Source organism: Prosthecobacter fusiformis, from assembly GCF_004364345.1.
In the GTDB taxonomy this organism is placed as follows: domain Bacteria; phylum Verrucomicrobiota; class Verrucomicrobiia; order Verrucomicrobiales; family Verrucomicrobiaceae; genus Prosthecobacter; species Prosthecobacter fusiformis.
In genome coordinates, this window is record NZ_SOCA01000003.1 from 86,444 (window position 1) to 110,082 (window position 23,639).

At 57.3% G+C, this 23,639-nt stretch carries 24 protein-coding genes; 15 read left to right on the top strand and 9 right to left on the bottom strand.

The features are described 5' to 3' along the window. Window positions 1-323 precede the first annotated feature (323 nt). The 13 genes from EI77_RS09770 (at window position 324) to EI77_RS09830 (ending at window position 12,286) form a co-directional block, all read left to right on the top strand. A complete protein-coding gene (locus EI77_RS09770; RefSeq protein WP_133795085.1) occupies window positions 324-764 on the top strand; it encodes a type II secretion system protein in 441 nt (146 codons plus the stop codon). 59 nt (window positions 765-823) lie between these two features. Continuing rightward, window positions 824-2,665 (top strand): hypothetical protein, encoded by a 1,842-nt coding sequence (locus EI77_RS09775; RefSeq protein ID WP_133795086.1) that lies wholly within the window; start codon window positions 824-826, stop codon window positions 2,663-2,665. A gap of 10 nt (window positions 2,666-2,675) precedes the next feature. Then, window positions 2,676-3,239, top strand: coding sequence for a hypothetical protein (locus EI77_RS09780; protein WP_133795087.1), 564 nt, complete (start codon window positions 2,676-2,678; stop codon window positions 3,237-3,239). Further along, entirely contained in the window at window positions 3,236-3,850 is a 615-nt protein-coding gene (locus EI77_RS09785; protein WP_133795088.1) for a hypothetical protein, read from the top strand. Before EI77_RS09780 ends, EI77_RS09785 begins: the two co-directional genes overlap by 4 nt. After that, window positions 3,847-5,583: a type II secretion system protein GspD gene (locus tag EI77_RS09790; RefSeq protein WP_133795089.1), complete on the top strand. Its 1,737-nt coding sequence runs from the start codon at window positions 3,847-3,849 to the stop codon at window positions 5,581-5,583. The genes EI77_RS09785 and EI77_RS09790 overlap by 4 nt, the downstream gene beginning before the upstream one ends. Window positions 5,584-5,645: 62 nt before the next feature. Continuing rightward, window positions 5,646-6,230: a hypothetical protein gene (locus EI77_RS09795; protein ID WP_133795090.1), complete on the top strand. Its 585-nt coding sequence runs from the start codon at window positions 5,646-5,648 to the stop codon at window positions 6,228-6,230. After that, window positions 6,227-7,918, top strand: a complete 1,692-nt coding sequence (locus EI77_RS09800; protein WP_133795091.1) for a GspE/PulE family protein — start codon at window positions 6,227-6,229, stop codon at window positions 7,916-7,918. The genes EI77_RS09795 and EI77_RS09800 overlap by 4 nt, the downstream gene beginning before the upstream one ends. A gap of 3 nt (window positions 7,919-7,921) precedes the next feature. Then, window positions 7,922-9,139: a type II secretion system F family protein gene (locus EI77_RS09805; RefSeq protein ID WP_133795092.1), complete on the top strand. Its 1,218-nt coding sequence runs from the start codon at window positions 7,922-7,924 to the stop codon at window positions 9,137-9,139. Window positions 9,140-9,153: 14 nt separating this feature from the next. Further along, the gene (locus EI77_RS09810) at window positions 9,154-9,537 is read left to right on the top strand and encodes a hypothetical protein (protein WP_133795093.1); all 384 of its coding nucleotides are present in this window, start codon (window positions 9,154-9,156) and stop codon (window positions 9,535-9,537) included. A gap of 3 nt (window positions 9,538-9,540) precedes the next feature. Continuing rightward, a complete protein-coding gene (locus tag EI77_RS09815; RefSeq protein ID WP_133795094.1) occupies window positions 9,541-9,945 on the top strand; it encodes a type II secretion system protein in 405 nt (134 codons plus the stop codon). Between the two features lie 21 nt (window positions 9,946-9,966). Next, on the top strand, window positions 9,967-10,647 hold the full coding sequence (locus EI77_RS09820; protein ID WP_133795095.1) for an ATP-binding cassette domain-containing protein: 681 nt from the start codon (window positions 9,967-9,969) through the stop codon (window positions 10,645-10,647). After that, on the top strand, window positions 10,644-11,423 hold the full coding sequence (locus EI77_RS09825) for an ABC transporter permease (RefSeq protein ID WP_133795096.1): 780 nt from the start codon (window positions 10,644-10,646) through the stop codon (window positions 11,421-11,423). Before EI77_RS09820 ends, EI77_RS09825 begins: the two co-directional genes overlap by 4 nt. Continuing rightward, window positions 11,399-12,286, top strand: a complete 888-nt coding sequence (locus EI77_RS09830; RefSeq protein WP_133795097.1) for a hypothetical protein — start codon at window positions 11,399-11,401, stop codon at window positions 12,284-12,286. Before EI77_RS09825 ends, EI77_RS09830 begins: the two co-directional genes overlap by 25 nt. Window positions 12,287-12,324: 38 nt before the next feature. Here the strand turns inward: EI77_RS09830 and EI77_RS09835 are convergent, their stop codons facing one another. The 7 genes from EI77_RS09835 to EI77_RS09865 are packed head-to-tail and all read right to left on the bottom strand — an operon-like array spanning window position 12,325 to window position 18,773. Beyond that, window positions 12,325-13,479, bottom strand: a complete 1,155-nt coding sequence (locus EI77_RS09835; RefSeq protein WP_133795098.1) for a type IV pilus twitching motility protein PilT — start codon at window positions 13,477-13,479, stop codon at window positions 12,325-12,327. A gap of 9 nt (window positions 13,480-13,488) precedes the next feature. Beyond that, window positions 13,489-15,441, bottom strand: coding sequence for a hypothetical protein (locus tag EI77_RS09840; protein ID WP_133795099.1), 1,953 nt, complete (start codon window positions 15,439-15,441; stop codon window positions 13,489-13,491). Further along, window positions 15,438-15,971, bottom strand: coding sequence for a type II secretion system protein (locus EI77_RS09845; protein WP_133795100.1), 534 nt, complete (start codon window positions 15,969-15,971; stop codon window positions 15,438-15,440). Before EI77_RS09845 ends, EI77_RS09840 begins: the two co-directional genes overlap by 4 nt. Then, a complete protein-coding gene (locus tag EI77_RS09850; protein ID WP_133795101.1) occupies window positions 15,968-16,432 on the bottom strand; it encodes a hypothetical protein in 465 nt (154 codons plus the stop codon). Before EI77_RS09850 ends, EI77_RS09845 begins: the two co-directional genes overlap by 4 nt. Beyond that, entirely contained in the window at window positions 16,429-17,508 is a 1,080-nt protein-coding gene (locus tag EI77_RS09855) for a hypothetical protein (RefSeq protein WP_133795102.1), read from the bottom strand. Before EI77_RS09855 ends, EI77_RS09850 begins: the two co-directional genes overlap by 4 nt. A 14-nt stretch (window positions 17,509-17,522) precedes the next feature. Next, complete coding sequence (locus EI77_RS09860) at window positions 17,523-18,089, bottom strand: hypothetical protein (RefSeq protein WP_133795103.1); 567 nt, start codon at window positions 18,087-18,089, stop codon at window positions 17,523-17,525. Between the two features lie 18 nt (window positions 18,090-18,107). After that, a complete protein-coding gene (locus EI77_RS09865; RefSeq protein ID WP_133795104.1) occupies window positions 18,108-18,773 on the bottom strand; it encodes a hypothetical protein in 666 nt (221 codons plus the stop codon). A gap of 234 nt (window positions 18,774-19,007) precedes the next feature. Between EI77_RS09865 and EI77_RS09870 the strand changes: the two genes are divergently transcribed. Beyond that, window positions 19,008-20,498: an HTTM domain-containing protein gene (locus EI77_RS09870; protein WP_208300322.1), complete on the top strand. Its 1,491-nt coding sequence runs from the start codon at window positions 19,008-19,010 to the stop codon at window positions 20,496-20,498. Window positions 20,499-20,509: 11 nt separating this feature from the next. Here the strand turns inward: EI77_RS09870 and dacB are convergent, their stop codons facing one another. Then, window positions 20,510-21,904: a D-alanyl-D-alanine carboxypeptidase/D-alanyl-D-alanine endopeptidase gene (gene dacB, locus EI77_RS09875; protein WP_133795105.1), complete on the bottom strand. Its 1,395-nt coding sequence runs from the start codon at window positions 21,902-21,904 to the stop codon at window positions 20,510-20,512. 11 nt (window positions 21,905-21,915) lie between these two features. Then, on the bottom strand, window positions 21,916-22,857 hold the full coding sequence (gene glpQ / locus EI77_RS09880; RefSeq protein ID WP_208300323.1) for a glycerophosphodiester phosphodiesterase: 942 nt from the start codon (window positions 22,855-22,857) through the stop codon (window positions 21,916-21,918). A gap of 135 nt (window positions 22,858-22,992) precedes the next feature. Here glpQ and EI77_RS09885 point away from each other — a divergent pair, with 135 nt between their 5' ends. Then, window positions 22,993-23,625, top strand: coding sequence for a sugar-binding protein (locus EI77_RS09885; RefSeq protein ID WP_133795107.1), 633 nt, complete (start codon window positions 22,993-22,995; stop codon window positions 23,623-23,625). Window positions 23,626-23,639: the final 14 nt, after the last annotated feature.

Below are 23,639 nucleotides of genomic sequence, written 5' to 3' on the forward strand. Positions count from 1 at the left end.
AATCGCCGGTTTATCAGGCCACTATGAGTGCTTCTCACGGAAGAGAGTTATTTTGAAATCAATCTCTGATTGGCATTTACCTGCGTTCCAAGAAGGAATTTCAAGTCAAAAGGGAAGGTACTGAAGAACGCGAGGTAAGATTGCTAATTTGATGGCCATTGTATTCATCGCAATTCTGAGTTGCTGCCATAGTAGTTATATTCTGCATTGGTATAGGAATAAACCAGATGCCTGTAGTTGAATAAGAAACGGCCTGCTTTTTCTTTGCATTTTTGATACTTCTATGGAAATTATAGTTCGGATTCAAAAAATCCGTCTCACATATGAAAATCAAAACATCCACACTCCTCGCACGTCGTCTCTCCCAGCGCGCCCCACGCTCAGGGATGACACTGATTGAAATCAGCCTTGTGATCGCCCTTCTCCTGGGATTGATCGCGGTGGTCTTCCTCGGCATCGGCAGCTACCGTCAGGGAGCTGACAAAGCCAAGTGCAAGATGCAGCTCGCTGCAGTGCAGAAAGCTGTTCGTTCTGGTGCAAACATGCAGAACTTGATCGCGGAAGCCCCAATGGTGGCCGCCACGGACGTCTTCGGCCCTGGATTGCTGCTTGAAACGACACCCGTCTGCCCTTCCGGTGGTGCATACACCTGGATCGATGAAGTCCCCGTGGTCGGCACTCCGTTCGGCAACTGCGACTTCACAGGCGCAGGCACAGCCACGACCACCCACGTGCTGACTGTTGCTGAAACCGCTGACTGGTAAACCGACCTTGCAAAGCATCCCTATCTCCTCCGCATCCGGTCCCGATCCCTCTCCAGGCCATGCTCAACATCACGGATCCCTGTGAACTTAAAGCGGCTGACATTTACCGTCAGGCGCGCACAGTGGCATCCAAGACGAGCCGCAGCACGGACAGTCATTGGTATCGGGTGCCGGAGGAGCTGCCCTGGCAGTGGCACTTGTGGTTCGACGGCGGTAGGGAAGTCTGCTCCGCCACTTTTTCTAAACAGCACAACCGCTGGCAGCCCGGACCGACGCTGCCTTTGGCCAACCTCACGACCGGTGAAGGCGTCAATGAAGTCATGGGAGAGTTGATGTCCTCCCGCTATTTTCAAGATAAACCGAAGGCCCTGGGTGTGATCCTGCATGTGGCCGATGAATTCGCCCTGGCAGAAATTGCCCAAGTTGGCGAAGCCGTAGGGGAAGCGGGAGATGATTTTCAAATCCTGCGCTATAATTTGATCGATGATCCGCGCGAAGTACTCGCTGATCGTGAAGTCTCCACCGAGGCCAATTCCTGGCGCCTGCTGCCCTTTTGGGGTGCGACTGCTGGCCAGCCCCGCTGCACGGCGGTCACCCTCTCCCGCTCACGGGAGGCTTTTTTGCAGACCCTGCTTTCCTGTGCGGAAGACTTGAGAATCCCCGTGCGCACTGCCGTGACGAATGCGGCGGTGGAAAGTTTGGCCTCGCTGCCATTGCTCCGGCCGGACATGGCCGGTGGCTGCCTCGTGGCCTTCGCCTTTTATAAATTCACAGCCGTTTTTGCCATCGGGCTCTCCGGGGAATTGCAGACGGTGCGCAGCCTCTCCCATCGGGGTGGTTCACCCGTGCCTACGGCTTATGGGGACATTTTATGGAACATGGCTCTGGGGGCGGAACTGGATACGCCAAAAGTACTGCTGGTTTCCGCACAGGCGTCCGTCTTGCAGGCCGCTGCCCAGGAACTGGAAATGTATTCCCTGACGCGTCAGGTGATCGAATTTGAAACGCTGAATCTGTCGGAGCATCCGGCGCTTACGGGGATTCCAGGCTTCAGGCCAGAGTTCCTCATTTATGACACGGCTGCGGTGGAGCAGGTGAGGACGGGCAAAACGAAGCTGGCCCAGTCCAACACCTTCAAAGCCCTGTGGAGCAGTTGGGCACGGCAGAGCTTTATGGACACGGCCCGGCTGGACAATCTGTATCCCTCCCAGCGGGATCTGCGGATGCTGCGCTTTTCATCGTGGTTGGTGGCGCTCCTGGCTTTTTCCCTTTTGACCACGGCTGGATACGGCACGTATTCGCTTTTTTCGGCCATGAACCATCCCTCCTGGGAGCTGAGTCCAGAAGCGATGAAGCAGACGCAAAGCAAGCACACGAAGCTGCTTGAGGAAAAAAAACAGATCGATGCCACAGAGCGGCTGCTACTGCCTCGTTCACGGGGCTGGGTGACCCTGGAATTTCTATTCCAGCTCTTCCCAGAAGATTCCGGGGTCCGGCTGGAAAGCTTTCAATATACTGCCGAGGCGGCACGCCCACCGGCTAAAAAGGCCAAGGCTAAGCCAGCGGATGCCACGGGGCTGGTCCGCACCTGGGAGCTGAAAGGTCTGGTCAAGCCAAAGGCCATGGAACTGCTGAGCACCCTGAACAGCCAGCGCGGTCTGAGCGCACTTTTTGACCGTGTGGCGGAGGCCACCGGAGACAGCTCTTACCGCCCGGACCCTTCCCGGCAACTCACCGTGACGCTGACGCAGGGCCGAAATCCCCGTTTTGATGCCCAGGCAGGCCCCGGAGATGTGGCCCGCGACCCGTCCCAGGCCTTCCCCTTTAATTTCGAAGCCACCGTCAGCCAAGTCCTCACGGAAAAGGACGAGCTTTCTCTGCCCCTGGACAAACCCTTCTGAGTCGTGCCCCATGAGTGCTTACACCAAGCCGATCCTCCGCTTCGGACTCATCACTCCAGCGGTGTTTAACTGTTTGCTGCTAGCAGGGGCGGTGGCCGGCGTGAGCAAGCTGAATACTGTCCGGACAGAAAAACAGGAGCGTTACCAGGAACAGACCCAGCGCCTGGCGGCGATGAAAAAACTGGAGGCCAGCATCGCGCCGAAAAGGAAGGCTTTTGAAGATCAGAAAAAACTGCTGAGTGCGGATCCCGGACAGCTTTTTACCCGCATCCTCGACGGCATGCTGCCGAAGTATAAAGAGATCGAGCTGGAGCGCAGCAGCCTGGTTTTTCCCTTGGATAAGGGGCGCTTCGCACGGGAGGTGAAGGCGGATTCCGCCCGTGTAAAGAGCAGCTTTCAGGGTGGACTGGGCCCGATGCAGGAGGCCTTGCTCCAGGTGGAATCTCTCATGCCCCAGGCCGTGCTGGAGGATATGAAAATCAGCCGGCGTGCTGATCTGCTGATTAAACAACGGGAGTTTCTGGTGCTGGAAATGACCCATACGTGCTGGAAAGCCACCGATGAGAAACCATGAATCCACTGCTTTTCATCCTCTCCCTGTTTCTGCTGGCCGGTTTGAATACTGTGCAGGCGCAGGCCAAGCCAAAACCCAAAGCGGGCGGGCCTTCACGTGCTGCCCTCTTTGTCGGTAAAGGAACGGCGGCCTGGCTGCCAAAGACGGAAATGCTGCCCGCTGCCGACGCCATCGAGACGCAGGCGCAGAAACTGAGCACCCGCCTGCGCAATATCGACCCCTTCGGCCTCTCCACTTTCCCGCGGGAAGATGATGCCCCTGTCATTGAAGACGACATCTACCGCGAGACACCCAAGATCACGCTAAACCAGGCCCTGCAGACCCTAAAAATCAATGGTGTGAACCTTCATCGGAAGGAGTTCCTCATCGGTGGGCGGCAGGCCAGTGAGGGGGATGTGCTGGAGCTTTCTTTTAAAGGCGAAGTTTTCCAGGCTCAGGTCATTGAGGTCAATTCCGCAGAACTGCTCTTTCATGATCTTCAGCGTGATGAAACGGGGGTGCTCAAGCATCAGGTCATCCCCCAACTGGCCATCGAGCCTTTGCAGAAGATCGCATCCCAGTTCGAAAGCCGGATGACACCCGTGGAACCTGTACCTCCCGACAAGCCATGAGCCCGAATCACCTCCTTTACCTCTGCCTGCTGGCGCTTGCTCTAGCTCTGCCCTTGCGTGGCCAGGAGGGGACAGAACCGCAGCCGCTGGAAAATCTGCCAGCCGGGGCGGTGGATGTTTCTGCGCGTCTGGGGGGACTCTCCAGCCTGCCGAGCCAGCCGGAGGATGGATACTGGATCGACAATGCGCCAATTAACGAAGTCTTTCAGTATCTCGCCCGCACAGCCGGACTGCAATTTTTCTACAATAACGAGCTCAACGCACCCCAGTATAACGTCACCGGTCACCTGAAACTGGACAATCCCCGCCAGCAGATGGAAGACCTGGCCATCGCCAATGGGCTGACGGTTTATCAGCAAAGGTCCAGCGTCAGCCTGATGACGGAGATCCAGCTCGCGAGGCTGCCTGTGGAGATCATGAGCTACCAGCTCAAGTACCTGCGCGGTGCCCCCCTGAACCGCAGTGGCACCACTTCAGCCGCCAGTGCAGCGGAAGGTGGCGGAGGCGGATCTGAAAACGCGTCGGACTTTGAAAAGCTCAAGTCCATCATTCGTCCTATGCTGACGCCGGTGGTGGGCCAGATCGAGTTTGAAGAAAAGACCAACACGCTGCTGATCACGGATAATTCCATCAAACTAGAAAGGGTGCGCAAGCTGCTGCTGGAGATCGATAAAGCCAAGCAGCAGATCATGGTCAATGTGCGCGTGCTGCGCATCCGCCGTAACCAGGGCCGCAATGTGGGAGTGGACTGGAGCGTCGCGCTTGGGGAATCTGGAACGACCATCTCCGCCCGGCAGAGTCTGAATGCTCTTTTCAACCTCCCTGATATCAGCACGGTGACACGCACGGGGGATCCGCTGAATCCGGCTTCAGCGTTGAACCAGGTGAACACCCAAGGGGCGGGCGTGGTCTTCGATACCTTCCAGGTGCAGGCCATCCTTCGCGCGCTGGAGGCAGCGGATCTCGTCACCCAGGAGGCCTGCCCAACCATCATCACAGAGGACAATGAACAAGGACTCATCTCCATCGTGGATCGTTTTCCGATCATCACCTCAGATATCAGTAACACCACCTCGGGAACCAATGTCACCGACAAGGTGCGCTACAAAATTGACAGTGAAGACCCCAGCGCCACGGAAGAGCCGGAAAAGAACCGTGAAATCGGAGTCACCCTTTCCGTGACACCGACTTTGCTGCCGGATGGCACCGTGCGGATGAAATTGCGTCCGCGTGTGGCGAAGATTGTCGAGCTGATTCCCGGCCGCTCCAACAATGTCTTTCCCCGCGTCAGTGAATCCACCGTGGAAGCCATCAGCCGCATTCCCGCCGGGCAGTCCCTTTTCCTGGGTGGCTTTTATGATTACAGCAACAGTGACGGGAATAACAAAGTACCTATCCTGGGCACCATCCCTCTGGTGGGCCGACTGTTCAGCTCGGATATGAAAAAGCTGGAGCAGGTCAGCTTGGTTTTTGTCATCACCCCCACGGTCTATGATGCCTCCAGCATCGAGCAGATCCCGGAGATCAACTGGCGGATGCGCGAATACTCCGGCATGCAGCCGGAAGACATCGCGGATACGCCCCTCCTGCTGCCGAAGCCGGACTGGCCGAACGCCAGCGCCAACACCAAAAGTCCCATACCTGAGGCAGTGGCCTATCCTGGAGATGAGATCACGCCAAAGCAGTCCTGGGTAAAGCGCCTGTTCAGCAAGAAGACGGACAGGACTCCCTGAAATTACAGACCCAGGTCCGCCGCTGCACCTGCCCCAAGCCAGAACTTCAACTTCCCCCCTTCATGACCGAATCCCTCACCGGCCTATCGCTTCCTGCCCAGACTGACCGGAGCATTCTGGTACGGGCCTTGGAGCGCATCGGCCAGACCAGCATGAATCATTTGAGGGAAGGCGGATACATCACGGAGGCCGAGGCCAAACCGTTGCTGCTGGACTATCAGTCCGCCCTGGTTTCCGCCAAGCCGCCCACGGATTTTCTTACCTTCGTCGCTGAAAACCAGGCGGCGAAACATTCCTTAACGGTCGAAGGGGAGATCGGTCGCATGCAAAAGCTGCTTCGCTCCTGCATGAATGACCGTGTTCACTGCTGGAGTTTTGGCCCGCTCCCTGGCAAGGCGTCCAGTCTTTATGATCACTGCCCGAAGCTGCGCAACGTCTGCGCCACGCTGGGTTGCCCTGCCAGCCTGGCGGGGGAAACGAGCATCGTTCACATTGCTTCCATCAATCCGGTAGCGGCGCAGGTCGCCTCCTTCTGGATTCGTCAGGAGCTGAACCGCGAGACTGAAGCGGATGCTCCCTTTGTCTTTTCCTTTCTCACCGATTTGCCTTCCTGGCAGTTGCTGATGCAGCGCCACTTTGCCGCATGAATCTTAATCTTGGCATCGAATTCAACGAAACGATCCAACGGCTTATCATTGGCCAGTTGCGCTCCTCCACGTCTGGAAATGAGACCCTCTCGGATGAGGCCCTGGTGCGCAAATGTTCGAAGACGCGCATCCTGGGTGCTGTCGGCCATGCCTCCGGTCTGCCCGCCTTTCCGCAGGTGCGTGAGTTGGCGGATGCGGAGTTCGTCAGCTACTGTGATCCGGTGGTGATGGCCCGCGGCATGTTTGTGCCGCTGCGGCGCAGCGCATCTCAGATCCTCCTGGCGGTGGCGAATCCGTGGGACTACCGGGCGGATGATTATTGCGCCAGCCGTTTCCCTGAGGATGAACTGCTGAAGGTCGTCACACTGGCTTCAGAGGTCTCTGCCGTCATCGAAGGTTCCTCCAATTCCTCTGGCCCCAGCCGTGCCGAGTTGGAAGCGGTGGAAGTGGAAGAATTTTCCAATGAAAGCCCGGACTTCGATGTGACCCGTCAGTATGACGAGCCCATCGCCCAGCTTGTGGCCAGCATGGTCAGCGATGCCATCAAACAGCACGCCTCGGACATCCACATCAAGACGGAGAAAACCAGTTTCCAATACTGCTTCCGGGTGGATGGGGACCTCGGCATCCGGGTGGAAATGCCGGTGAAACTCCGGGATCGTGTGGATGCCTTTTTGCTCAACTTGATGCGGCTTGCTCCCGAGGAGCGCAGCAAGCGCCCTGGTATCTCCGGCCGCTTTACCGCCAGTTATTATGGCCGGGCCGTCGGGGTCCGTTATGAGCGCCACCGCACCTATCGTGGTTACCACGTGACCATGCGTCTTCTGGACAAGACGCATCTGGAGGCACGCCTGGGCATGGGCACACTCGCCTTTGATGAAGAGACCCTGTTTGAGTTGGACAAGGCCATGGCCGTTCCCTCCGGCATCATCGTTATGTCCGGGCCTACCGGCTCTGGAAAATCCACCACGCTCAATGCCATGCTGCGTGAGCTGAACCACCCTGAGGATAACATCCTCACTCTGGAAAACCCGGTGGAAGATGAGATCCCCGGCGTCACCCATTGTGACTTGCGCGACAGCAGTGAATTCAAGCCCATGATCGCCAGCTTCATGCGGTCAGATCCGGACGTGATTTTAATGGGGGAGGTGCGCGACCGCGAGTCTGCCGAGCTGGCGATTGAAGCCGCCATCACCGGACATAAAGTGCTGACCACCATCCACACTCCGCGTGCTTCGCAGATCATCGAGCGCTTTCAGCAGCTTGGCATGGAGCGGTGGAAAATCGCCCAGACCCTGAAGGCTGCGTGCGCCCAGAGGCTGGTGAAGCTGCTCTGCACCGCTTGCCGTGAGCAGCGCACGGGCATTCCAGAGCGGGAGATCCGCCTGTTCCACCTGGACCCGTCCTGGGCGGAAAGAGCCGTCTTTGTGCATTCCAAAGAAGGCTGCGCCGAATGTAAAGGTCGTGGTTATTCTGGACGCACTGCCATCCTGGAGATCCTGCCCATCAGTCCGCGCCTGGGAGACAAGCTGGCCAAAGGGGAGATCACCCCCTTTGAGCTGGAGCAGGAAGTCAGAAAGGAATCCGGTCTTCCCTCCCTGCGGGACAATGGTTTGAAACTGATGGCAGAGGGTAAAACCGACCTCGATGCGCTGAAGAAGGTGCTTGACCTAACCTACGAATCATAAGCCATGAATGCGTTCCAAGTCACCCTTCGCAACATCAAGCGGCCGGAGTTATCCAAGGTCCTTGAGTTCGAAGCGCCTAACCGCGAGCAGGCTGCCCTTCTGGCGGCCAAGCCCGGTTTCCGGGTGGCCTTGGTGAAGCCGCTTTCCGGCAAGCTGAAGAGTGAAAAGTCAAACAAAGCCATTTCCAGAAAGGAACTGATCAAGCTCTTCCGTGGTCTGGCCTCCATGCTGAAGGCAAACATCAGCACCGCCGATGCCCTGCTTTATTATTCCCAGGGTCTTCCGGATCCAGAGCTTCAGTCATCGCTGATGAACATCCGCAATCGGCTGGAAGCAGGCCTGCCGGTGCATGTGGCCTTTGCCAAGGAGCAGAAGTTTGATAGCACCATCATCACCATCATTGAGGCCGGTGCTGATGCAGGCCAGTTGGGGGAAGCCTTCAGCGCATTGGCCAGGCGCATCAAGATTGAGATGATGTTTGCCAGCAAATTGCGCACAGCCCTGCTTGTACCGTCGCTGGTTATTCTATTCCAGATCGGCCTGTTTATCTATTCCCAGGTCTATGTGGTCAGTCAGGTGGAAGATACCTTGAAGAGTGTGCGCCAGGAGCCTGACCCCATCTCAGTCGCCATTTTTTCCATCAGCCATGTGGTGCAGAAGGTATGGCCCTTTTTTGTCATTGGTCTGATCGCATTCATCACCGCTCTGTTCAGATCGGCTGAATTTCGGCAGACCCTGCTCATCCTGGCCATGAAACGCTGGAAGCTGTTGACCATGCTGGTTATGGGCCTGCGGCAGAGCTCTTACATCGGCACCTTGCAGATGCTTTATGCCAATGGCATCAACTTGGCACGCGCTTCGGCCCTGAGTGCACGCGTCGTGCTGGGCACGCCCATGTATGATGATTTCATCAGAGCCTCCCAGGTTTATGAATCCTCAGGAGTGCCCTTTGCCGAGGCGCTAAAACGCAACACCAACCTGGACCCTCAGGTTGTCCACATGATTGGTATTGGTGAGCGCTCGGCATCCCTGCCTCAGCAGTTGGAACTCCTCCGGGATATTTATGAGGAGGATACCGCCGCCATCATGGCGGACTTCACCCAGGTCATCAATTTCATCACCCTGGCCATGGCGGTGGTGCTTATCGGCTTCGTCTTTACCGGCTCCATGCTGCCCATCTTCCTCATGGGTCCGCGCATGATGCAGTCCGGCAACATGTAAAATTTCCATCCCTTATGAAAACATTCGCCCTGCTTGCTTCACTGCTCTTTCCCTGCGCGATATTGCATGCGGAGGATCCTGCGCCAGCGCCTCCAAAGCTGGTGCCACGCCCTATTCCAGGCCTGGCTGCGGTTACGCCAGTGGTGCCGACGCCCGCTCCTGCCACTGCCGCTGTACGCGGCTGGGAGGTGAGTGACAAACCAGCCTTGCCCGCAAGTTCGGACCAGGCACGCATCCTTTACATCCACCGGCGCGCCACGCTGCCCCCCGCACTGGCGGCAAAGGTTCGTCCAGCTCCTGAGGCCAAAGTTTCGGCTCCCCAGGTGCAAGTCCGCCAGAACGCAGTGCGGATCATCCCCAAAAGTGAAGCTGCAAAGCTCGTCATCACCAAAAACTGAATCATGAAAACCTACCTTAACCCTGCTGACCGTCGCGGGTTCACGCTCATCGAAGTCAGTCTCGTCATTGGGCTGCTTCTCGGGCTGGCCACCTTCGCCACCATGAACATCTCCGCCGTGCGTGACTGGCAGCGCGGGAAAGACGCGGCGATTTCACTCCAGGCTGTTTTTGCAGCCCAGCGTTCCTACATGGCGGATCACCCCACGGCGGAGATCGAAGATGTCGCTTCCGCAGAACTCCAGACTTACTTGCCAGAAGGTTGGTCCACGCTGCCTTCCGCCGTCAGCCTGTCAGGCGATACCCTGACCATTGACCACAGCGTGATGCCGCCCCAGTGGCTCTTGGGAGTGACAGTTTATGACCCGTCCGGCGCGGGAAATGATGGACTTTGGGACACTGGCAACTGAAGGTACCGCATTTTATAACGCATGACCTCACCTGCTCTGTTGCACATCCCAGAGGGCACTCGATTCGGATACCGTGCAGGATTACCCTGGACGCGGCAGGATCGCTGCTTGGTAGAAGCTGTCCAAAGCGTGAGCGCCGGTCCGGGATTGCATCTTTTGGTCGCCCCGAATGGCTCTGGTAAAACGACTTTGCTGCGCACCCTGGCGGGACTTTCACCCACGCTGGCTGGACAGGTCAGCACGAAAGCCCAGATCCTCTACTTCGCCGATGAATTGCGGGCTGATCCCGAGATGAAGCCGCGCACCTTTTTCCGCGCGTGGTTTAAAGGCGACTCACTGGCCGCAGCGGAAAACTTGGCTGAGACACTGCGTCTGGATATGAAATGCCCCATCGGCAAGCTCTCCCGGGGCAACCGCCAAAAGGTGATCCTCATTCTTGCTGAGATCAAAGCCTCGCTCACACAGGGCAGCGTGCTGCTGATGGATGAGCCACTCACCGGCCTGGATGCGGAAACGCGGGAGCAAGTGACCCGTCTCTGGGCCAGTACCAACACCTCCGCCATGCGCCTGGTCATCATGCATGAGCTGGAATGCGTGCGGCAGGCGGATTCCCTGCTCACCATCGCCGGTGGCCAGTTGCGCCATGCCACTGCCCGGACGGGGGATTCCTGGATGGCCACCTACCAGACTTTGCACTCATGACCTCCCTCCGCACCTGGCCCCTCTTCCGCCTCAGTCTGGCCGCCCTGGCCGGGCGTGGAAGCTGCTGGCTCCTGCTTCTCGGCGCGCTGCTTTTTGTCTGGATCGCCCCACTGCTGACACCCTGGGAGGTGAATCCACAAATCCTCCAGCCCGCCCAGGCACAAGCAGCCTGGGTGTATGCTTGGCTGGCCCTTTTTACTTGGTTGCCTTTCCAGGCCTCCGCCCTGGGGCATCGCCTGCGGCGTGAGGGCATGCTGGAGCATTTGCAGGCAGCAGGGGTGGGAAAAGTAGGACAGTGCCTGCAACTGACGGCCGCCATCCTGGTCTGGATGTTGGCGCTCGTCGTCATTGCCATCGCCATCTGTTTCACCTTCACCATGCCGAAGCGCCCTGAGGAAGTGCAAATGTGGATGGCCACCGTCTGGCAGTACAGCGCCCTCTACAGCCTCTGTGCGGCACCGCTTTTGCTGCTCGCGGTTTCGCTCGGCACACGCACGGCGGAGGTGATTGCCTTCATGCTGCCCGTCGGTCTGCTTTTTATAGGCCTGTTCGGAGCTGCCTGGCTGGGACCTATCCTCGGCGGTGCAGAATCCGGAGTTCTAAAATCCCTCTGGCTGGCCCTTCCGCACTATCATCTGGCGGATCTCACTCCGCGATTGGTTTTCAAAATGGGTCCGCTGCCTGCGGCGGATTTCATGGGTAGCATCCTGACGCTGGCTCTGCAAGGAGCCGCCCTCTCCCTCTTTGGCCTATGCCTCTTCCGCACACGCTCCTGAGCCTCGCCGCCGCTGTCGGCCTCTGGTGGGCCGGGCATGGAATCACCTGCACACGGCCTGCGCTTCAGCCGCAGCCCGTGCCACCGGTTTTTGCCGTTCCCGGAAGTGCGTACGGCAGTCTGATGGCCCGCCTGATCCGGGACTCCTTATACAGCTACTGGCATGGCGGTGAGAGCGCTGCCCCCGCTCCTGAAACGGCGGTTCAAAAAGCAGCCCCACCGCCGCCGCCTCCTCCTGGACGCTTTGCACGAAAGGGCGCTGCTCCCCCTCCACCGCCTATAGCCATGGCTGAGCCGGAGGACATCTCATGGTTGGACCAGCGAGTGGACAAGCTGGCCCGGCTGGAAAAAAGCCGCACCAAGCGCAACAACCCGCTGCCCTTGTCCGCCGCCCACCGTCGGTATGTAAATGCCGCCGGCGATGTGCGCTTGCGGCTGGCGTATCATTTGGATCCAGGGGATGCCATCCTATATGAAATCCTGCACTTCCATCTTTCCTCGCGGACACAGCGCTCCGAAGCTTCTTTGAAAGCACTGTCGCACCGGGCCATGGCATATGGTCTTCGCCAAGGAGGCAGCCTTTCGGATGCACTCACCGGAGCCGGAGCTGCCATCAACCTCCTGAATGATGAACTACGTCCTGAAAACACCCAGCGTGATTTTCAGGCCATTCAGCATCAAAGGGATATACTCGAGCGTTCCCTGGCTCGTTACGGGGAAATCCGCAGCACCGCCCAGTCTGAAGGCTGGTGGGATGGTATACCCTCAGTCCGTCGTGACGAGCTGGAAGAACATGCCAAGCTGCTGACTCGCATCCGCGACAACGTCCGACGCACTCAGGTCAAGGCCCCATCCGGGCCATGAAAATCCAGAAACTCAACTAACCTTGAGGTGGCATCGCTTCACCCCAGCAGGTTGGCATTGAAAACATCCTCAGAGACCAGCCCGGCACGGTAGTGGTTCATCAGGCACTGGTCCCAGCGCAGGTTGCCTTTATAGCGCAGGGAATCCGCCAGGGAGGTGGCGCTGCCATCGTAGGCGCGCATCCCGGCCGCCACCGCATCACTGGTGTTTTGCAGGTATTCGGTCACCAGCAGGCGGCCGTTAAATCCAGTCAAGAGACCTTGGGATAAAACAAAAGTCAGCGTCTCGCTCAGCCGGTGAAGGATGCCCGGCTGCTGATCCTTCGGAAAGAATTCCAGAATACGGTCGATGGTCTTCACCGCACCACGAGTATGCAGGGTGGACAAGACGAAGTGTCCAGTTTGAGCCGCCTCGATGCAAGTCTCCATCGTTTCGCGATCTCGTATTTCTCCGATCAAGATGATGTTAGGCGTCTTACGCAGCACTTCTTTGAGGCCGCTTTGATACGAGATGGTATGACGTCCCACTTCCTGCTGCGTCACCAGGGAGGGAGCTGGCATACTCTTGCCCGGCTGGTTAGGATCTTCCATCGTCGTATCGTACCGGTATTCGATCGGGTCCTCGATGGTGACGATGTGCTTTTGAAAATTCCGGCGCACCCAGTCCAGGATGGCCGCCAGCGTGGTGGATTTTCCGGACCCCGTCGGGCCCGTGATCAGCCCCAGTCCAAAGCGTCGCTGCATCAGCTCACGCAGGCTGTCGGAAATCAGCGGATCAATGCCCAAGGTCTCCAGTTGGGAAATCTTCGCCCGCAGCCAGCGGCAGGTCACGCCCATGCCATGCTCGCTCAAATGCACCTGCACACGCATGCGTACCGGGGAGCCTAAAGCCCCTTCTTCACAGCTAAAATCGATCACTCGCCGGGACCGCACCTTTTCCCACATCTGCTCCGCTGTGCCATTGCCGCTGCCATCTGACCAGATCTCCACCGACTGCCGCGTATACAGGCCTTCTGCCAACCGTGCCACGGCCGCTGCGTCCTGGATGCCAAAAGCCTCGGCGATTTCCAGCCCGCGATTGGTATGCAGATAAATCAGCCCGCCAGTGCGCACCTGCACATCGGAAATTTCTCGTCCTGGGAAGGCGGCAGCCAGTTGGCCGAGGATGTCATAAGAGGGAGTGGCGGAACTCATAGGAAAACATTAATCCTGTGGGATCTCCTCGATCACCACCAGCCAGTTCATCGGATGGATGGGCGGCAGTTCAGCTGGGCTGCGCAGGGGAGAAAGCTCAGCGGAGATGCTATCCGCATGCACCGCATCATCGCTGCCAGATTTCATATCCAGTGGTTGCCAGGGCGTGGCCGTTCCACCCGTCGCCAAGCTGCCTAATTGGCCATGATGGTCGATGAGCCGGTTGACCCCGGTCGTGCCTACTCGCAGTTCAGAGGCAAAGATAGACAGCGGGGGATAAAACTCCGTACCCGCAGTCAGGCCGGAGCCTGTTGGAACACCTGACCTGGGCACCGCATTCAGGTCATCTCCCACATATACCCGCAAGGGAGCCACAATAGACAGTCCAGCGGTATAACCCGTCAGGTCTTTTCCTTGGCGGATGATCAGGCACATATCTTCGGCTGCAGGCGGATTGCTCAGCGCTCTTACCGTCAGCGGATTTACCGTCGCATCCACGCCAAAGTGCAGGCTGTTATTCTTGGGCACCGTAGCTCCGCCCTGCCCCTGCAGCCAGGCATTCAACAAAGCGGGATAAAAGGTCAAACAGGAACGGCTGTTATTCGTCAGCTCCGTTTGGAAAGGCACCGCAGACCCTCCCGGCTGAAAGACTGTCGGCCAGTTGACATCGCGTTGCAGGGTGACTTGTTTGGTCCCGCCAGCCGGGTTGAGGAAACGCACGCGCAGAGCCGTCGGCGTCTGGTCTTCAAAGCTCACCACACGGATCGTTTCCACCGTCACCGGGCACCGTGCACCGCCTGCGATGTAAGTTTCCCACGCATTCAGGCTGGCACCGACAGGGGCGCGTTGCAGGTAGGGCAGTCCGGTGGGCAGGGGCATGAAGCTCAGACGACCGGAGTTCGCGGATAAGGCCACGGGCAGTGCATCTGTGCCCTGGGCTGCTTGCAGTCGCTCGCGTTCACCCATGGCATCGAAGTCCGCTCCGACAGAGACGCCACCCAGGTCCATCTCCTGTGTCAGCTCGATGCCGCTGCGTCCTGCCAGCCGCTCCGCTCCATAGGCTCCTTCCACCCGCATTTGATCCGCATAAACAGCCCCCTGGATGCTTACCGTACCTGCATTCCATGCCGTGCCATCCTCATGCTGGCCGATGGTGGCAAACGTGGCTGCTTCGATGGGCATCTGGGAGGGCACTTCATACAGTGAGAGAACATAGTGCCGCGCCACACTGCTGCTGCGGTTGCCATAGTTCACGGTAAAGGCCCACCAGTTCCTCTTGGCCACAAAGGGCTCCCCAGGTGCCGCGTATCCGAACCGGATGTTCGGATATGGGATCAGGTTATAAGTGGGATATGCCACCACATCCGCCAGCAGACCCGGCACCTGCGTCGCATACCTTTTTAATGGGGTGACCAGAGGCCGCCTTGCATCGGCAGCTTGCAATGCCGCACTCATGTCCAGCAGCGGAGGCACTTTCCCGGCGTAGGCCGTCTGGGCAAAAACGTTCGCATAAGCCGTCGTCCCAGGCGTCACCTCACCCGGCTGGCCTGTCAGGGAGGTGATCCAGCTCTGCACTTCCATGCCGCTGTGGTCTCCCACATCCCCGCTGCGTTTCCCCAGCAGTCCCAGGGCCTCCGCCAGCTCGGGAGGCAGGCGGTTGGAGGCCGATGAAAGTGTCACAGCCTCTGTAAAAATAGCATCCCAATCATGGTCTTCCCCCTCCGTCAGATTGGCTTTCATGCAGGCGATGGCCTTGTTTGGAAACACCGCCACCAGCGCCCTCAGGAGCGCCTCCTCCCGCTGATGATAGTCCGCTTTCAGTTGCGTTTTCGATGCATGATCACGGTTCATGATCGTCTGCTTGAAGAGCATCGCCAGACTGAAGGTCAGCATGAGCGCGATGCCTGTGATGATCGGCAGCGCAGCATAACCAGAAGTTTGTTTGATTGGATAAAGCCTCATCGGGAACCTCCGCAGTAGCTGATTTCCTCGCCATTTGGCCCCGTCAGGGTAGCCACCAGGATACCCTCATCGGCCCTGAAATTTACTCCCTGAAGGCCCTGGCAGATCAGCCAGGACGTCATCGTCCCATCCTCCTGCCGCGCGTAAAATCTCAGGTTCGTACCTGTTCCCCCCGCTTCTGCCGCGATGATGCGCTCCTCCGTCGTTTGGCCTGCGGTTCGGAAAAATAGCCTCACCGCACGGCCTCCCGTTAATACAGGCGCTGCCGCTGTCTGCGCGCCTTCCAGGTTCGAGTAGATAAAATAGTGGTCCGTCTTTTGGAAAATACGGCCCAGGATATCACCGATCTTCGGTGCCTCCTCCGCCAGGAAAGACTGGCGCTGGGCCATGGTCATAAAGTTTAGATGCTGCTGCAGCATCACCACCAGCGCCCCGCTCAGCATCACCATCAGACCCATGGCCGTAGAGACCTCCATCAGCGTAAAGCCAGGGCGGAGGCGGCTTGGGCGTCTGGGAAAAAGAGTCTTCATTGCACACGCAGGATGGAGCGGGTTTTGGTATATTGCTCATCGCCGATGTTATACACCAGGATGGAGTGCAGCCTCCACATGGCCTGGGAGAGCTCGCTGTCCTCCACCGCCTCCGCCGTGCGAAAGCGTTTCAAGACCCCCTGCACTACTTGTCCGCCTGCCTGTCGTCCCAGAGTCACCGTTTGCTCATTCACCACCAGGCCTTCGCTGGATTGAGCGGGCCATGAGGAGGCATCGCTTGCCACATCGGCAAAAGGGATGCGGTTGGCCAGTGCCGTTTCACGAGTCAGATAGGCATCCGTCAGCGTTTGCATGATCGCCCACTGATTCCCAGAGATCGCCAACATGGAGGCTCGCATCAGCACCAGCGCCAGCATCGTGGTAAGACCCATCGCCACCGAGACCTCAATGATGAGGCTGCCCGGTCTGCGGCGCTGCGTTGGCTGGTGGATCCGCTTCATGGCCCTGTGGAGAGCTCCGTCGTACTAATCTGTCCGCGTGAGGAAATGACACGGTCCACTTCAAACGTGACATACAAAAGCCGCTCGGGAGCACGGCCGAAGAAGGGTGTCTCCGTCACCACCTCCAGCGTGTAGATGCCATCCTGGGCTGCATAGTTTGACAGGTCATCCATGGAGATCTCAATGTTTTGAGGAACATTCGTGGAGGCTTCCGTATGGGTGGGATTGTAGTAAGCACCGTATTCACGCTCAGTCCCTTTGATCTTTGTTCCGTCTGTCCCCAACGACTGGGTACCTGGATACACCTGCACGAAGGTGCGGGAATCTGGATACAAATTGGTGAACCGCACAATGATGGAGGGAATCCGGTCAATGAAGACCTGGTTGGAAGTGATGTTTTCAACACTCGCGGTGGCCACTGGCCAGACCTCCACCTTGGGTTGCGCCAGGATCGTATCCGGCACCCCGTCAGCGGCATAGCGCACAAAGGTATAGACCTGCTCACCACAGCCGGCGGAAAGGCGGGGCGAACTCAATTGATGGTAGAGGCCGTTGGCGCTGGTATTCCCATTTCCTAGGTTGGCTTCGCTGATGAGATACTGCGGTGCGTTCATGCCGGAAAAGGTCAGCGGATCGTAATTGCGCCCATGACAGGTGAAATACACCTCCCGCTCCGCCTTGGCGGAACTGCCTGCCACCAGTCCAGACACTTGAACCGTGAAGCCAAAGGGGCGGTCCGCCCGGGTGCGTCGCACATAGTTGGAGGAGGCGGGATCACCCCGTACATAGCTGTCTTCAGTCGTGATTTGAAACATCACCTCAGGCGCATAGGCTCGGATCAGTTTGGTATCCAGCAGGTACACCTTGGTATCCCAGGCAGTCCCGCGGGCATACAGTTCAAAGGTTGAACCCAGATCACTCACTGGTAGCGGAGCCTGAAACGGGCCGCCCGTGGCTGTGAGGGGGATGTCATAGAGCATCCCGTTCGTCAGGTTCGTTTGGCGCACCCAGGCTTGGGAATCCGCCTGCGCCGTCAGCGCCGCTGCGGTCAGGGTTAAGATCAGGAGCTTTTTCATAGTCGTGACCAGTTTTATGGGGCCGTCCTTTTGATAGGTGCAGGAGTGGGTTCCAGCACGCTGATGGGGCACTGCCGGTAAACAGAGACCAGCAGTTGATTGCTCTTCGCGGTTTCTTTCAGCACCGCCGCAGCCAGTTTGGCATCACCCTCCGCCATTTTCAGGGGCACTTCTTTCCCTGCCAGCCAGGACGCATTGCGCTTCAAAAAATCTGGCCAGTAAGTAAAATCACCCTTCGGTTCCGCAATAATCCTTTCTCTGAGTGCTGCTGGCAGGTGCAGGATGGAGCCAATAGGGATCAGCGTATGCATTTGCCCATCAAACAGAATGATGGATTTTTTATACAGAGTGTTACCCAGCTCCGGCCGCACTTCAGGCAGGGGCCGCATCATGGCAGCCATTTGCTCCGCCATGGGTTTTGTCTTGGCAGCTTCAGCCTGCAGGTTTTCTTCCTTGGCAGTCTCCCGGGCATTTTCCCACCGGGTCGGTGGGGCCAGTTGGCCGTGGAGATTGCACGCGAATATGACGGGGCACAGACATGCCATCCATGGCAGCGCCATGCGCAGGAGGGGGGATTTCATGCTGGGGGTGATTTCGGGTTATTCGCGGGTGATGCTGGCCAGTCCTTGGGGCTGGGAACCCGCATCTTCCAGGAGCCAGGATCCCACAGCGAACTGGAGATTGCCCGTGGGCGGTGGTGGATCCTTTTGATATTCTGCCAGGATGTCGAAAATGCCGTCCGGTTTGGACGCTGAATTGTCACACTGCCAGGTCAGTTTGATCTTCATCGGCACCGTATTGGCGCGGAAAACACAGGCGGAAGGAATGGTCGTCTTTTTGATCGGGCTCTTGTTAAATTCAGTCACATTAGCCCATGAAACCTGGCACGAAGCTTTGTTGGGTGTGGGCTTGTCGTCTGCGACAGTTGCTTTGCAGACGAGGCTGCCGCCACTGCCACCCCCGCTGCCGCCACCTCCAGAGCTACCGCCGCCATCATCGTCGTCGTCGTCATCATCATCGTCATCATCGTCGTCGTCATTGTTATTGCCCCCGCCTGAGCCGGAACTGGTCACCGCCGTCCCTTTTCCCTGACAGCCAGTGAATGAAAATTTGTAGCATCCCGGTAGAGTGACTTCTTTTTTAAACGGACACGATGTGGCAGACTGGGTATTCACTGGCACACCGGGCGCTCTGAGCGAGCAGGCCGCACGGACCATTGCGCAGCCCAGAACAAACAGAAGGATCATGCAAAGGTAGTTTTTCATATTTTTGATAAAATCCGTTCTCGCAATATTTGTATCAAATGTGAGAATATGCAACAGAAATTATAGCCAGATGTGTTATTTTCAAAAAAAGTCCCCTTGGCAGATAAACTTCTTAAACCCATCTCATGACCCCAATCCCTGCTCCCAGGCTGTTTCGATGGCATTTGTAGCTCCATTCAAATTCTCATTTGATCTCTAAGTTATCAAAACTGAAAGTCTCTTTCCTAAGTCGATATGTCTGAAGGTTCACCTCCCACCCACCTCACCATGGATGAAATATCGCCTTCTGCGCAGGGCACCTCAGTTCCCTCATCTTCTCCGTGGTCCCAGCGTCTCCATGCTTTTCTCTTTTCGCCGGTTCACATCGCCTGGCTGGTGATTTTCCGCATCGCTTTCGGCGGCATCATGCTGTGGGAAGTGTGGCGGTACTTTGCCATGGATCGCATCCGGCGGTATTACATCGAGCCGCATTTTCACTTCACCTACTATGGTTTTGAATGGGTAAAGCCGTGGGAAGGGGATGGCATGTACCACCACTTTTATGCCCTGGGTGCTCTCTCCATCTGCATCCTTTTCGGTCTCTATTACCGGTTGGCCACCACCTTGTTTTTTTTGGGTTTTACGTATGTCTTCCTCCTGGATCAGACCCAGCACCTGAACCACTTTTATCTGGTCAGTCTCATCTCCTTTCTGCTGATTTTCGTTCCTGCACACCGTGCCTTTTCTTTGGATGCCTGGCGCATGCCCAAACTGCACACGACGACTGTCCCTGGCTGGTCTCTCTGGCTGCTGCGCGCTCAGATCGGGCTGGTGTACTTTTTTGGCGGCATCGCCAAGATGGGCCCGGATTGGCTGGCGGGTGAGCCCATGCGTTCATGGTTGGCAGCCCGGATGGATTTTCCCGTCATTGGCCCCTATTTCCAGGATGAGCGGGTAGTGGCTGGTTTCGTTTATGGCGGTCTGTTGCTGGACCTTCTGGTCGTTCCCGCACTTCTATGGAAGCGCACCCGCATCTGGGCCTTTCTTGCGGCTGTGGCCTTCCATCTTTTAAATGCCCGCTTGTTCTCCATCGGCATCTTTCCCTGGTTCATGCTTTGTGCCACGCTGATCTTCTTTCCTGCGGACCTGCCACGTCGGATCTGGCAATCAGTCTTGGGTAAAAAAAGCCCGGCCTCATCACCTCTTCTGTCCATGACCACCAGTCCTTGGACCCGTAGCCAACACGTCACCGCTGTCCTCCTGGCGGCCTATTTTCTGGTTCAAATCCTCATGCCCCTGCGACACTGGCTATACCCTGGAAATGTGGATTGGACTGAGGAGGGACATCGCTTCTCCTGGCACATGAAGCTTCGTTCCAAAGATGCCCAGGCCACCTTTCTTGTCACCGACCTCCGCAATGGCCACATCACCGAAGTGTATCCTGGGGAATATCTCACGGAGCGTCAGTGCGGAAAGATGGCCAACCGACCGGACATGATCCTTCAGTTTGCCCACTACCTGGCGGAGCAGCTCAAGCGGCAGGATTATGAAAAGGTGGAAGTGCGCGCCCATATCATGGCCTCACTAAATGGCCGCAAACCTCAGTTACTCGTGGACCCCACCGTGGACCTCTCCAGAGAGCCTCGCAACTTGGCGCCCGCTCGCTGGATCATGCCCCTCACGGAGCCGCTAAAAAGACAGCCCTCTATGGCCATCCTCCCCCACGATACTGAGACCAAGGACTGACCCGCCCGATATCACAATTGCCGAAGGAGTAGGATAAGCTCATCCCGCAAAGTAGTCACCGCCTGCGCATCACTAAAATGATTCAGCATGACTGCAAAACTGAACTCCTCCCCAGAAGCCCCCTTCACAAAACCTGTGTAAGAACGCACACCAGACATCGCTCCGCCCTTCCATCGCAGCGTGCCATCCTCTGTCGCGGATAATGAGGCCCGGTAAGCCTTCCCATGAGGCCCTGCTCCCACCACATGCTGCAGCCTTGCCAGGTCCAGTGGACGGATAAAATCCGCACGCGCCAGCCCGCAGCCATCCTCCATCCGCAGCCCTTCAAAAATCAGGCCACGGTTTGACCAATGCTCCCTCACTACCTCATCCGGTGCCTTCTTGCCCACAATGCCTAACAAACGATACAAACACTCCGTTTCATGGTTGTCAGAGCTCGCATGAATGCTCGTGATGATCTCCAGCAGCGGCGGTGATTCATGAGTGATCAGCACTTCCGCAGCTTCTGGCACGTCGTTTGCCGCAGCCGTCATCACAGCTCCCTCCACCACGATGCCAGCTTCTAGTAAAAGCCTGCGCAGATGATGCGCGGCATAGCGTTCGGGGTCTGGGACCGCCCCTGTCACAGCAAAATCACCTGCCCCCAGCGGCACTGTGCCGCGCAGATGAATCACCCCCGTGCGTTCTCCACCATAAATGACCACGCCATCGCCGGTGTCTGCGGCCCCCGTCGTCACTTCATTCACCCATCGGACACTTGGCACCTCAGGGAGCGCGCCCAAAAAAACCGCTTTAGCACCTTCCTGGCTCCCACTTTGAAAGGAGGCTGTAAAACGGTTGTGCTCCAAATTCAGCCCCGCGACGCCGCTGCCGTACCCATTGCCAATATCGCCCCAGTTCCAAAAGTCATCGTAAAGCGAACCCGCCAACAGTCGGCCATCGCCGATGATGTCCCCTGTGATGCGCTTCAGCCCTTTATCCAGCAGGGTTTGCACCCATGATTTCAGATCCTCCAGCGACAGCATCGGATCTGCACCTCCTTCAATCATCACATCTCCCTGGATGAGACCATCGGTCATACGGGCAGTGCTTTTGATGTGCGTTTGGATGCGGTAGTCCGGTCCCCATTTTTCCAATGCCGTCGCCGTCGTTACCGTTTTTAAAGTGGAGGCCGGGATAAATGCCTTTTCACTCTGCCGCTCAAACACCGTCTTGCCTTCAGCATTCAAAAGACAAAAGCCAATGACCGTCCCGCTCAGCGCAGGATTTTGCTCCGCCTTGTCGAACAAGCGCACAAGTTCTGGATGGCGTACCGGCACTGGCGGTTGAGGGCTCTCCTCACGGCCTAGAATAAAAAGCAGTGCGGTCAGCACGGCTAACAAGAAGCATATCAATGCATTTTTCATGGCTGGCAGGGTCACTTTTTCTCCAGCCACTTCAGCACCACATCCGGAAAGTCCGTGAACAGGCCGTCCACACCCGCATCAGTGAAAAGCAGCCCCATCAGGTCCTCAGGCGACTTCGCAAATTTCGGCAGCTCATCTGTCCGCAGTGTATAGGGATGCACCTTCAGCCCGTTGGCATGAGCCTCCTTGACCAGACTGCTGATCTGGCGGTCTTCGCCAATGATGCTACTGATCGCAGGCCCGATACCGTCCACCGTTTGCTTCAGTTCCGCCAGTCCAGCAGGCGAGCGCAAGTACGCAAAGTCAGTCCCGTCATTGCCGCTGGCTCCTCCGCCCAGCAGCATGATCATCTTGCCTTTCCAGCCCAGTTCTTCGCGTATGCGCTTCACCTCCGCATACTCAAAACACTGCACGTAGCACGCATGCTCCTTGCCCGTGTAACCATATTTCTCCAGCATGGTCAGGACGATTCGGCTGATGTCGTGACCCTCTTTTTGGTGCCATTCGGGCTGCTTGATCTCAGGATAAATTCCCGCTTCACGGCCCGTGCTCTGGTTCAGTCCCTGAATCAATTGCAACTCTTCTTCGAGCGTCGGAATTTGAAAGGTGGAGCGATTGAGCGGGAAGCGTTTCGGAAAAACCTGAAGCCCGGTTTTCGCATGGAAGCGCTCCGTCACTCTCAACTGTTTTAACTCTGCCAGAGTGAAGTCCAGGGCATAAAAGCGCCCGTCATCACGCTGCCTTCCGGGGAAGCGTGCCGCCACATCGCTAATGGTATCCACATGAATGTCATGCAGGATCACTGGCACACTGTCCTTGCTCAGCACCACATCCTGCTCAATGAACGGTGCCCCCATGGCATGGGCCATGGCCTTGGCCTCCAGCGTGTGCTCCGGCAGGTAACCGCTGGCCCCGCGATGCGCGATGATGAGGGGAGAAGGTTCTTGGGACATCAGGGGTATCGTTGCTAAAAAAAGAAGATATCTCATGCGGCTGATGGTCTCATCCTAGCGGGCACCCGCCTTGCTGTCGAGGAGCGCTGAAGCTCCTTGCAGGGATGCCGTCCTTATCGGAAGACTGGCTTCTCCATGACCGCTGAAAATGCTCCGCTTCCCAGATTTCAAGTCCATCGTCGTGATCCCTCCAATGTTAATTGGAACCAGGCAACCTGGATCGAAGATTTCCAGTTCCCCTGGGAAGCCACTCCGCCGCCCAGCACAAAATTCTGTGCACAATGGAGTCATGATTCCTTGCATTTCTGCTTTCGCTGCGTGGATAAAGATCTGGTTCTCGGCGAAGGTGAAACCTTAAAGGAGCGAGTGCTCGGCTCGGATCGCGTGGAAGTCTTTTTTGCTCCCGATCTCACCCTTGACCCCTACTACGCCTTTGAAATAAGCCCGCGTGGTGAAGCCTTGGCTTATCGAGCCAAACACTACCGTCAGTTTGACTGGGAATGGAGCTGTCCAGAACTCAAGGTCGAAGCTCAGGTTGAAGCCCAGACCTATTCAGTCCAGGGCACGCTACCAATGTCCGTTTTACGTGATCTGAACATCCTCAAACCCGGAGCCACCGAGTTCTACGCCGGTGTCTTCCGCGCCGAGTTTTCTCACAAGCCCGATGGCAGCATTCACTCTGGATGGATGCCGTGGGTGAATCCACAGACCGAACGCCCGGACTTCCACGTTCCCTCCGCATTCGGTGTTTTTGAACTGGTCGGTTGAGCGCGCGTCCGCGT

What these genes read in the sequence shown, in the direction of transcription:
- EI77_RS09770 (WP_133795085.1), top strand. Translation starts at nt 324, where the DNA reads ATGAAAATCAAAACATCCACACTCCTCGCACGTCGTCTCTCCCAGCGC.
- EI77_RS09775 (WP_133795086.1), top strand. Translation starts at nt 824, where the DNA reads ATGCTCAACATCACGGATCCCTGTGAACTTAAAGCGGCTGACATTTAC.
- EI77_RS09780 (WP_133795087.1), top strand. Translation starts at nt 2,676, where the DNA reads ATGAGTGCTTACACCAAGCCGATCCTCCGCTTCGGACTCATCACTCCA.
- EI77_RS09785 (WP_133795088.1), top strand. Translation starts at nt 3,236, where the DNA reads ATGAATCCACTGCTTTTCATCCTCTCCCTGTTTCTGCTGGCCGGTTTG.
- EI77_RS09790 (WP_133795089.1), top strand. Translation starts at nt 3,847, where the DNA reads ATGAGCCCGAATCACCTCCTTTACCTCTGCCTGCTGGCGCTTGCTCTA.
- EI77_RS09795 (WP_133795090.1), top strand. Translation starts at nt 5,646, where the DNA reads ATGACCGAATCCCTCACCGGCCTATCGCTTCCTGCCCAGACTGACCGG.
- EI77_RS09800 (WP_133795091.1), top strand. Translation starts at nt 6,227, where the DNA reads ATGAATCTTAATCTTGGCATCGAATTCAACGAAACGATCCAACGGCTT.
- EI77_RS09805 (WP_133795092.1), top strand. Translation starts at nt 7,922, where the DNA reads ATGAATGCGTTCCAAGTCACCCTTCGCAACATCAAGCGGCCGGAGTTA.
- EI77_RS09810 (WP_133795093.1), top strand. Translation starts at nt 9,154, where the DNA reads ATGAAAACATTCGCCCTGCTTGCTTCACTGCTCTTTCCCTGCGCGATA.
- EI77_RS09815 (WP_133795094.1), top strand. Translation starts at nt 9,541, where the DNA reads ATGAAAACCTACCTTAACCCTGCTGACCGTCGCGGGTTCACGCTCATC.
- EI77_RS09820 (WP_133795095.1), top strand. Translation starts at nt 9,967, where the DNA reads ATGACCTCACCTGCTCTGTTGCACATCCCAGAGGGCACTCGATTCGGA.
- EI77_RS09825 (WP_133795096.1), top strand. Translation starts at nt 10,644, where the DNA reads ATGACCTCCCTCCGCACCTGGCCCCTCTTCCGCCTCAGTCTGGCCGCC.
- EI77_RS09830 (WP_133795097.1), top strand. Translation starts at nt 11,399, where the DNA reads ATGCCTCTTCCGCACACGCTCCTGAGCCTCGCCGCCGCTGTCGGCCTC.
- EI77_RS09835 (WP_133795098.1), bottom strand. Translation starts at nt 13,479, where the DNA reads ATGAGTTCCGCCACTCCCTCTTATGACATCCTCGGCCAACTGGCTGCC.
- EI77_RS09840 (WP_133795099.1), bottom strand. Translation starts at nt 15,441, where the DNA reads ATGAGGCTTTATCCAATCAAACAAACTTCTGGTTATGCTGCGCTGCCG.
- EI77_RS09845 (WP_133795100.1), bottom strand. Translation starts at nt 15,971, where the DNA reads ATGAAGACTCTTTTTCCCAGACGCCCAAGCCGCCTCCGCCCTGGCTTT.
- EI77_RS09850 (WP_133795101.1), bottom strand. Translation starts at nt 16,432, where the DNA reads ATGAAGCGGATCCACCAGCCAACGCAGCGCCGCAGACCGGGCAGCCTC.
- EI77_RS09855 (WP_133795102.1), bottom strand. Translation starts at nt 17,508, where the DNA reads ATGAAAAAGCTCCTGATCTTAACCCTGACCGCAGCGGCGCTGACGGCG.
- EI77_RS09860 (WP_133795103.1), bottom strand. Translation starts at nt 18,089, where the DNA reads ATGAAATCCCCCCTCCTGCGCATGGCGCTGCCATGGATGGCATGTCTG.
- EI77_RS09865 (WP_133795104.1), bottom strand. Translation starts at nt 18,773, where the DNA reads ATGAAAAACTACCTTTGCATGATCCTTCTGTTTGTTCTGGGCTGCGCA.
- EI77_RS09870 (WP_208300322.1), top strand. Translation starts at nt 19,008, where the DNA reads ATGTCTGAAGGTTCACCTCCCACCCACCTCACCATGGATGAAATATCG.
- dacB (WP_133795105.1), bottom strand. Translation starts at nt 21,904, where the DNA reads ATGAAAAATGCATTGATATGCTTCTTGTTAGCCGTGCTGACCGCACTG.
- glpQ (WP_208300323.1), bottom strand. Translation starts at nt 22,857, where the DNA reads ATGTCCCAAGAACCTTCTCCCCTCATCATCGCGCATCGCGGGGCCAGC.
- EI77_RS09885 (WP_133795107.1), top strand. Translation starts at nt 22,993, where the DNA reads ATGACCGCTGAAAATGCTCCGCTTCCCAGATTTCAAGTCCATCGTCGT.